Here is a 6,691-nt window from a genome sequence, read left to right on the forward strand (position 1 = left end):
CATTCAGACGCCGGATAGATTCAAGCAAGCCAACTTGTCGTCAAAATCGGTGTTGCAAAAACGGGAGTGACCATAGATTCCGTTTTCTGAGACGACCCCTATCTGTTCAACCGCCGGGCGAACGGCATCGATGAAATCTGGTACATCTGCCCGGACAGGCCGACGCTCGTCCGGGTGCAACGGGCAATTTTGGCGGTGGATGAAATCGTGAACCCACAGACCGGCGAGGCCCGAAAAACGGCAGAGCTGGACCGGGAACGGCTGTTTGCCTGCTTCAAATTCATGGTCATGGTCTGAGGTTAATCATTCATTTATGAGGTGTTTTATGACAAACCGGATTGCGGTTGTGGGCCGGGAGGCCCTGCTTATGGTCGGGGCGATGGCCGGAGGGCTGTGTGTGCTGGCCGCGCATCTGCTGAAATTGTTCTGGCGCGTGCTGCCGGTGTTTCTGCTGCTCTACGGGTTCGTGCAGTTTCTGGCGAGGAACCCGGCGATCCGTGACTGGTTGTTCCTGCATTTCGGGCAGGGAGGCACGGCGGCGATCCTGATCGGTGGTACCCTTCTTTGCCTGCGTCGTCTGATGAAATGACGGCAGACAGCACCGGCCGCGTCGGTGCTGTTATTCCTCCCCGAGCTGGTCCCGCATTGCCAGCCAGAGCGTTTCCGCGTCCTCGTGCAGCCGTTCGCACATGTCGGCCGCGGTATCCATATCCAGTTCGTTCAGCTTTTCCAGCAACAGCAGCGACTGATCCCTGATGAATTTTGCCATGTTGAGGGCGGTTTTTTCCTGTTTCGTCATGTTTCTTTCCTTCCGGGCATGGTGTGCGCCTGTCGGGTATACTGTCTCAAAAATAGCGGGGTGAGACAATGGCGTGGGTGACGGTGAGACAGGCCACGGAACTGACGGGAAAAGCCCGAAGTTCCCTGTATCGGGATATGGCTAAAGGCCGCGTATCATACCGGACGGAGGCTGATGGTGGTCGTGTCGTAGATACCAGCGAGCTTATCCGGGTGTACGGTGAGTTAAGACTGATTGAGACTCATGATCGGGACGGGTTGAGACTGCCGGATGAGACTGAAAAAACGGTATCAGAGGCGCTGATTGCGGAGATAAAAGCGCTGCGGGAAGAGGTGGCCGGGCTGCGGCAGGAAATGCAGGCCATGAGACTACTGGAACACAAAACGGAGACAGCAGAGACACCGCGCCGGTGGTGGCAATGGGGGAAGCGCTGACGCGCTGCGCTTGTCCAACCGGCGACGGCCACGCAATGAATTGCGCCCCCGTCACCCGTTATCAGCGGACGGAGTGGGGATTCTGGCGCTGGCCGACTACGGCCAGAACCCGGATTTTCTGCGCCGGGTCATTCACATCATAGAGGACATGCTGTCCCATCAGGCTTATCCGGCGAACGTCCTCGCCATAGCGTGAGTCCACTTCGTAGAGACGCGGAAAGTCTGCCAGCTTGTCTGCGGCCGCAAGAACGCGATCGGTGACGTTCCGCGCATCCCACAGAGATGAATTTTCCGCGATGTAGTCAAACAGTGCCGTTACGTCCTCGATGGCTCCCTGCTTCCATTCCACGTCATACGGCATCACGCAGTTCCTGATAGCGACCATGCAGCCGCTGGCGGAGTTGTTCCGTGGTCATGCCCGGGCGTGTATCAGCGCGGGCTGCAGTCACTTTGGCGCGAACCTGATCTTCATACTCGGCCTGTGCCAGTTCTTCGTTAGCCAGGCGCTGCAACAGTGCTGCCTTGTCCGGGCCACCTTCCGGCAGTATGCGGGGCAGACTTTCGGCCAGTTCCCGCAAGAAGTTGGCGTTTTCGTAGTGTGTGGTATTGCTCATTACAGAGCCTCCGGGGTTGATGCGTCGACATGAAGGAGTTTAGCAGGGACACTCCCTGAAAAATATGCTGAATCCGGTACGCGAAGCGTTACTTCCTTGTACTGGCTGTTCTCTGTTATTCGTGCTGTCTTGCAGGCTTACTGCGGGTTGCTGTCTTTTTTTTCTCGCTGCCTGAGTCCCTCAGCAAAACCGACCATCCAGCCTAATGGATCATGCTGCGCAGCCCCTGACAACAGCGCGTCAGATTCCAGTCCGGCTTGTCGTCCTGCCTCTCTGACATCTTCTCGTACCCATACCGCAATTTGCTTATAACCCGCCTCGCGCATACGTGCTTTATAGGCTGCCTGGCCGCGTGCATTCTTGATCAGATACTTGCGGTTGCTAGTGATATCGCGTGTCTTGTTGTTTGAACCGGTCATTAATTCCTCAGGCATTACAGAGTTGTCGTACACACAGAAAACATTACTAGTAATTATGATTGTTGTGAGTATTCCAGGGAGAAAATGAGAGATTTCCCGCGCAAAAGGGCGCTTTTTGGCGGTTTCAGGTGGTAAACGCACTGAAACGGGCCGCCATGCAGTCCGGTGCATAGCCATTCATGCCATCAGAATTCATCAGGCAAGTTTTGCGGGGTTTTCGCCGGGTAAGCTGTGGTTTTCACCGGCTTCGCGCTGAAATCGCCCTGAGCGCGTTTTAGCGGTGCGTACAATGAAGCCTTTATGTTAAATAGGGGCTTTTGTTGTCCGGAAAAGGCTGAGCAAAAATACGATAAACAGTGTCATACCGGTAACCAGCATGACATAGCCGGCTGTTGGGTTATAAGTCAGACAGAAGGCTGTGCAGGCACTGGGGGCGTGTATGCGAAAAAGCCCGGCAAAACACAGACTGGCCGAGAGTCCGTAAAATAACGATCCTGCGATAACGGTCAGCATAATTCTAAACATTGTCCCTTTGTCCCTTTGACCCTAATCATCCTCATCTTTTTTCTAATATGCCCCTTAAAATCAGGATGTTGATTGTTTTGTATGCAAGAAATGGACTAAAGAAATTTGTTTGTGATCCCATTCTCGTTTCTGCATATGAACAAAAAAGCCCCGCACATGGGCGGGGCTGAATGCTGCGAGTCTGCGACGGTGACTTATCCCGGAAGCGTCCAGTCAGGTCGTTCAAAATGGCAGGTATAGCCGTCGGGATTATGCTGCAGGTAATCCTGATGCTCTGGCTCTGCAGACCAGAACTCACCGGCCTGCTCTACTTCTGTCACCACGACTCCGGGCCAGACTCCTGAATCATCTATTTCACGGATAAGCTGGTTTGCCTGCTGCTTTTGCTCCTCTGTGGTGAAAAAGATGGCTGAGCGGTAGCTTGAGCCGACGTCATTACCCTGACGAAGTATTGTTGTAGGGTTGTGAATACTAAAGAAATATTCCAGTAGTTTTCGGTAGCTCAGTTTATCCGGGGAATACACCACCTTCACCGCCTCCGCATGTCCTGGGTGGTGCTGGTATGTCGGGTTATCATTACGTCCGCCGGTATAGCCCACTTCGGTGCTGACCACGCCATTGAGTTTGCGGATCAGCTCCTGGACACCCCAGAAACAACCACCGGCAAGGATTGCCACATCAGTTTTCATGCTTATCTCCTTTCTCAAACAGGGGAAGAAATTCACCGTATCCTTCTGTTTCCAGAGCGCCTTTCGGGATAAAACGCAGTGAAGCCGAGTTAATGCAGTAACGTAATCCACCGGTATCCTGTGGCCCGTCAGGGAAGACGTGTCCCAGATGGCTGTCACCGTGACGGGAACGCACTTCAGTACGCACCATGCCATGACTGAGGTCGCTCAGGTTGTGGACGTTGTTTTCCACTGGTTTGCTGAATGCCGGCCAGCCACAGCCCGAATCAAATTTGTCCTTCGACGAGAACAGTGGCTCACCGGAGACGATATCCACGTACAGTCCGTCCTCAAAGTGGTCGTCATATTCTCCGGTAAACGGGCGCTCAGTGGCGCTTTTCTGGGTGACGCTGAACTGCAGTTCCGTCAGTGCCTGAATGGTCTGTGGGTCTTTTTTATACGGTTTGTTCATATCGCTCTCCTGACAAATCTCACTCACCGGGACGGGTCCTGCTCATGAATAAGATCCAGATAGTGTTTTTCAAAGTCCGGGTTGGCGGGGAGCGACTTATTTTCCAGGTAGCGCTCTAAAAAGTAGCGGGGAGTGATCCCCGCCCGAAAGGCGGCTTCCATGCCTCTCACCATGAACCCGGGAGTGGTGTCATATTTGCTGGCCAGAAATATCAGGCTGCTGCGTAATTCAGGGTCACCCCATGGCTGACAATGCGTCAGACGAGCGGGGTTTGTGCACGGCGCTGAGTTGCTTCGCCCTCCGGTTAATCAGTGTCCGTCGCAGGTCATGACGCAACAGCACCAGTCCAGCCCCAATCAGAAGAACATCCTTGATAATGAAGCTGTCAATGCGACCCAGCTGCGGCAGAAGGCTCAGGGTGACGATGCCGGTGCCTGCCACCATCAGGGCGCCTGCTGCACCCACTGCCGGCCGGAAAAATCCGGCAATCAGGGCCAGAAGGGTGATATTTTCCACCACGCCGAGTGCGTAGCTGAGCCCCTGAACGCCGAGAGCCGGATACAGCGCACCGAGCCAGGTGCCTGGCAGCAGGTGGTGAAGGGCATTGGCCTCGAAGGCAAACCATTTGTAGGTGCCAAACAGGGCGAAGATGAAAATCACTGACAGCCGCAGAACCATAATGTCCAGGCCTGACGTTTTACGAAGTAACCGGCGCAGTTGTGTCTCGACGTTATTTTTCATGGTGTGTGTCCTTTTATTTTCGTTTTGTGTTTATGCAAACAGCGTGGCGCGGGCATGAACGAAACGGGCCTGCTCAAGCTCAGAAATCAGATAAGCGGCAGCGCCATGTTCAAGGGCTTCGCGGATAACCTCCCGCTCCAGCTCATCCACGGAAGACACCCAGCCAACAGAGAGTGTACGGACCGGTACCAGAGCTGCTTTTTCTTCCTCAGTAAGATCGGATTTGATGATGACCGGTCCATGGGCTTTACGGGTGAAGACAGCGATAACGTCGTTGATAAGTGCTTTCATGATGATGCCCCCTGCATGTCTGTTTTATTGTGTTGTCGTGTTGTTAATATTTATTCTACCTACCAGTAGATAGATTGGCAAGGGGTAACTGGAAATTAAACGCAAGGAAAGTCTTAATGTCTTCTGAGGCCCCCGGAATACAGGCGTTGTCAGCGGTGATTTTTTTGAGTGCTGGCTGCCCCGGTTAAACCGGGGCAGCCACAGGCGTGGCTTTACGGGCGGGAGAGTAGCTGAATAAGCGCGCTCATGGTGCGGGAACAGGCATCATGAGGAGGGATCCGATTGAGCATCAGGGCCCCTTTAATGGCGCTGCCGATGATAATGGCCACGTCAGCCGGCTCAGCAGTAAAAGCCAGTTCACCGCTTTCACGACCCGAAACCAGCACACTGGTCAGGATGCGCAGGTCGGTTTGTGCCAGTCGTGAGGTGGCTTTCTGAAGAGGTTCTTCAAACAGGGCGCTGTCGGACAGCATGGCGTGAATGCCACACATCTGGCCGCTGTCGGCGCATTTGAGAAATGCGTCCATATAACCCTGCAGACGGGCTTTACCCGGTGGCAGCTGTAACAGGGCAGCTTCCAGTTTCAGCAGGCTGGCCTCCTTGTATTCACAATAGGCAAGCCCGAGGTCGGTTTTGGTCTGAAAATGGTAATGGATACTGGCCTTCCGTATTCCCAGACCGTCAGCGAGATCAGCATAGCTGAAGCCCTGGTAGCCGTTCTGCTGGATAAGGGTATCAGTCAGTTCAATCAGACTGTCATGGGTGGACATAATGTTCTCCTGGCACCTGCGGGTGCCTGTTATTCAGACACAACTGCGCCCGGAAACCAGAAGGGTTCCGGGCGCAGTTGCGAGGGTAACGGGTATTCAACGATACAGGACAGCGGTACCGGAAAGTTTATTCATACCGGTGGCACTGGTGATGCGGTAGTGTGTGGCCCCGGCATCAGCGGCTTTCATATCCAGTGAGGCCACCAGGTCATCCAGGGTGGTGAAGCCACCGGAAGAGACCACCCCAATTTTTTGCAGCGATGCTGCTTCGCTGCGGGAAACCATTTGCGGGCTGGCGGCATAGCTCAGTGCGCTGGCGGACAGGGCGATGATGGCAAGGGTGGTTTTGATGATGTTTTTCATGATGACGCTCCTGATGTTCTGTTGTGTGTTTTTGTTTGTGTGTCGTGTTGTTAAAATCAAATCTACCAACCAGTAGATAGGTTGGCAAGTGTTAATTGGGGTCCGCTTGGAAAACGGAATCTATGGTCACTCCCGTTTTTGCAACACCGATTTTGACGATAAGTTGGCTTGCTTGAATCTATCCGGCGTCTGAATGGGATTTTATTCCCGCGCCTCGATGAGTTCCGCGCCTGATGAACCTCCAGAAAATATACGGCTTCAGCGAGCCTTTCCGTTTTACAGGTTCCTCAACAGGCCGGTGGGCCGTTTGTATCATCAATATCAGTATTCGCAAAACCAGATGAATGATTGTTTAAACTGGTGTATTTCTGCCTTTATGCTTCGTAAGTTTGCTGTCGCGCCGTCAGTGCCCAGGCTATTCTGGCCAGCTTGTTTGCCAGAGCACAGGTGACGACAAAGTTGCTTTTCCGACACAACAACTCCCTGACCCAGTCGACCAACTTGCCAGACTGGTGTTCCAGTTTTTGTATGAATACCCTGGCACACTGAACCAACAAAGTTCGGATCTTTTTGTTGCCCCGCTTGCTAATCCCTA

13 protein-coding genes and 2 pseudogenes are annotated in these 6,691 nt (G+C 53.5%); 3 read left to right on the forward strand and 12 right to left on the reverse strand.

Annotated features, from left to right (window positions below; translation table 11 throughout):
- Positions 1–99 precede the first annotated feature (99 nt).
- Both ACNQ0T_RS22820 and ACNQ0T_RS22825 read left to right on the forward strand, forming a co-directional pair.
- Positions 100–297, forward strand: a pseudogene (locus ACNQ0T_RS22820) (hypothetical protein); the annotation flags it as partial.
- A 28-nt stretch (positions 298–325) separates the two neighbouring features.
- Positions 326–589: a hypothetical protein gene (locus ACNQ0T_RS22825; protein ID WP_021243021.1), complete on the forward strand. Its 264-nt coding sequence runs from the start codon at positions 326–328 to the stop codon at positions 587–589.
- A 30-nt stretch (positions 590–619) separates the two neighbouring features.
- Here the strand turns inward: ACNQ0T_RS22825 and ACNQ0T_RS22830 are convergent, their stop codons facing one another.
- Entirely contained in the window at positions 620–799 is a 180-nt protein-coding gene (locus ACNQ0T_RS22830; RefSeq protein ID WP_021243020.1) for a Rop family plasmid primer RNA-binding protein, read from the reverse strand.
- Positions 800–867: 68 nt separating this feature from the next.
- On the opposite strand from ACNQ0T_RS22830, the gene ACNQ0T_RS22835 reads away from it, so the two are divergent.
- Positions 868–1,233 (forward strand): hypothetical protein, encoded by a 366-nt coding sequence (locus ACNQ0T_RS22835; protein ID WP_021243019.1) that lies wholly within the window; start codon positions 868–870, stop codon positions 1,231–1,233.
- Between the two features lie 61 nt (positions 1,234–1,294).
- Here ACNQ0T_RS22835 and ACNQ0T_RS22840 read toward each other — a convergent pair whose 3' ends face one another.
- The 11 genes and pseudogenes from ACNQ0T_RS22840 to ACNQ0T_RS22890 form a co-directional block, all read right to left on the reverse strand.
- Positions 1,295–1,594, reverse strand: a complete 300-nt coding sequence (locus ACNQ0T_RS22840; RefSeq protein WP_021243018.1) for a type II toxin-antitoxin system RelE/ParE family toxin — start codon at positions 1,592–1,594, stop codon at positions 1,295–1,297.
- Positions 1,584–1,847: a hypothetical protein gene (locus tag ACNQ0T_RS22845; protein WP_000072676.1), complete on the reverse strand. Its 264-nt coding sequence runs from the start codon at positions 1,845–1,847 to the stop codon at positions 1,584–1,586. The genes ACNQ0T_RS22840 and ACNQ0T_RS22845 overlap by 11 nt, the downstream gene beginning before the upstream one ends.
- Positions 1,848–1,984: 137 nt before the next feature.
- A complete protein-coding gene (locus ACNQ0T_RS22850; RefSeq protein ID WP_125125741.1) occupies positions 1,985–2,437 on the reverse strand; it encodes a hypothetical protein in 453 nt (150 codons plus the stop codon).
- 548 nt (positions 2,438–2,985) lie between these two features.
- Complete coding sequence (gene msrA, locus ACNQ0T_RS22855) at positions 2,986–3,480, reverse strand: peptide-methionine (S)-S-oxide reductase MsrA (protein ID WP_021243016.1); 495 nt, start codon at positions 3,478–3,480, stop codon at positions 2,986–2,988.
- Entirely contained in the window at positions 3,470–3,931 is a 462-nt protein-coding gene (msrB, locus tag ACNQ0T_RS22860; protein ID WP_021243015.1) for a peptide-methionine (R)-S-oxide reductase MsrB, read from the reverse strand. Before msrB ends, msrA begins: the two co-directional genes overlap by 11 nt.
- A gap of 23 nt (positions 3,932–3,954) precedes the next feature.
- A complete protein-coding gene (locus ACNQ0T_RS22865) occupies positions 3,955–4,092 on the reverse strand; it encodes a hypothetical protein (protein ID WP_021243014.1) in 138 nt (45 codons plus the stop codon).
- Between the two features lie 73 nt (positions 4,093–4,165).
- Positions 4,166–4,672, reverse strand: coding sequence for a DUF417 family protein (locus ACNQ0T_RS22870; protein ID WP_001567380.1), 507 nt, complete (start codon positions 4,670–4,672; stop codon positions 4,166–4,168).
- Positions 4,673–4,702: 30 nt separating this feature from the next.
- Positions 4,703–4,963: a DUF1471 domain-containing protein gene (locus ACNQ0T_RS22875; RefSeq protein WP_001567381.1), complete on the reverse strand. Its 261-nt coding sequence runs from the start codon at positions 4,961–4,963 to the stop codon at positions 4,703–4,705.
- A gap of 212 nt (positions 4,964–5,175) precedes the next feature.
- Positions 5,176–5,733 carry a TetR/AcrR family transcriptional regulator gene (locus ACNQ0T_RS22880; protein ID WP_001567382.1) on the reverse strand — a complete coding sequence of 186 codons (558 nt, stop codon included), beginning with the start codon at positions 5,731–5,733 and terminating at the stop codon, positions 5,176–5,178.
- 96 nt (positions 5,734–5,829) lie between these two features.
- Positions 5,830–6,096 (reverse strand): YdgH/BhsA/McbA-like domain containing protein, encoded by a 267-nt coding sequence (locus tag ACNQ0T_RS22885; protein ID WP_001567383.1) that lies wholly within the window; start codon positions 6,094–6,096, stop codon positions 5,830–5,832.
- A 374-nt stretch (positions 6,097–6,470) separates the two neighbouring features.
- A pseudogene (locus ACNQ0T_RS22890) lies at positions 6,471–6,691 on the reverse strand (IS110 family transposase); the annotation flags it as partial.

Origin of the sequence: Enterobacter cloacae complex sp.6700776 (assembly GCF_048284255.1) — a bacterium.
Taxonomy (GTDB): Bacteria; Pseudomonadota; Gammaproteobacteria; order Enterobacterales; family Enterobacteriaceae; genus Enterobacter; species Enterobacter intestinihominis.

Excerpts from the sequence above, each read along its gene's own strand:
- ACNQ0T_RS22825 (WP_021243021.1), top strand. The coding sequence starts at position 326 with ATGACAAACCGGATTGCGGTTGTGGGCCGGGAGGCCCTGCTTATGGTC.
- ACNQ0T_RS22830 (WP_021243020.1), bottom strand. The coding sequence starts at position 799 with ATGACGAAACAGGAAAAAACCGCCCTCAACATGGCAAAATTCATCAGG.
- ACNQ0T_RS22835 (WP_021243019.1), top strand. The coding sequence starts at position 868 with ATGGCGTGGGTGACGGTGAGACAGGCCACGGAACTGACGGGAAAAGCC.
- ACNQ0T_RS22840 (WP_021243018.1), bottom strand. The coding sequence starts at position 1,594 with ATGCCGTATGACGTGGAATGGAAGCAGGGAGCCATCGAGGACGTAACG.
- ACNQ0T_RS22845 (WP_000072676.1), bottom strand. The coding sequence starts at position 1,847 with ATGAGCAATACCACACACTACGAAAACGCCAACTTCTTGCGGGAACTG.
- ACNQ0T_RS22850 (WP_125125741.1), bottom strand. The coding sequence starts at position 2,437 with ATGCACCGGACTGCATGGCGGCCCGTTTCAGTGCGTTTACCACCTGAA.
- msrA (WP_021243016.1), bottom strand. The coding sequence starts at position 3,480 with ATGAAAACTGATGTGGCAATCCTTGCCGGTGGTTGTTTCTGGGGTGTC.
- msrB (WP_021243015.1), bottom strand. The coding sequence starts at position 3,931 with ATGAACAAACCGTATAAAAAAGACCCACAGACCATTCAGGCACTGACG.
- ACNQ0T_RS22865 (WP_021243014.1), bottom strand. The coding sequence starts at position 4,092 with ATGGAAGCCGCCTTTCGGGCGGGGATCACTCCCCGCTACTTTTTAGAG.
- ACNQ0T_RS22870 (WP_001567380.1), bottom strand. The coding sequence starts at position 4,672 with ATGAAAAATAACGTCGAGACACAACTGCGCCGGTTACTTCGTAAAACG.
- ACNQ0T_RS22875 (WP_001567381.1), bottom strand. The coding sequence starts at position 4,963 with ATGAAAGCACTTATCAACGACGTTATCGCTGTCTTCACCCGTAAAGCC.
- ACNQ0T_RS22880 (WP_001567382.1), bottom strand. The coding sequence starts at position 5,733 with ATGTCCACCCATGACAGTCTGATTGAACTGACTGATACCCTTATCCAG.
- ACNQ0T_RS22885 (WP_001567383.1), bottom strand. The coding sequence starts at position 6,096 with ATGAAAAACATCATCAAAACCACCCTTGCCATCATCGCCCTGTCCGCC.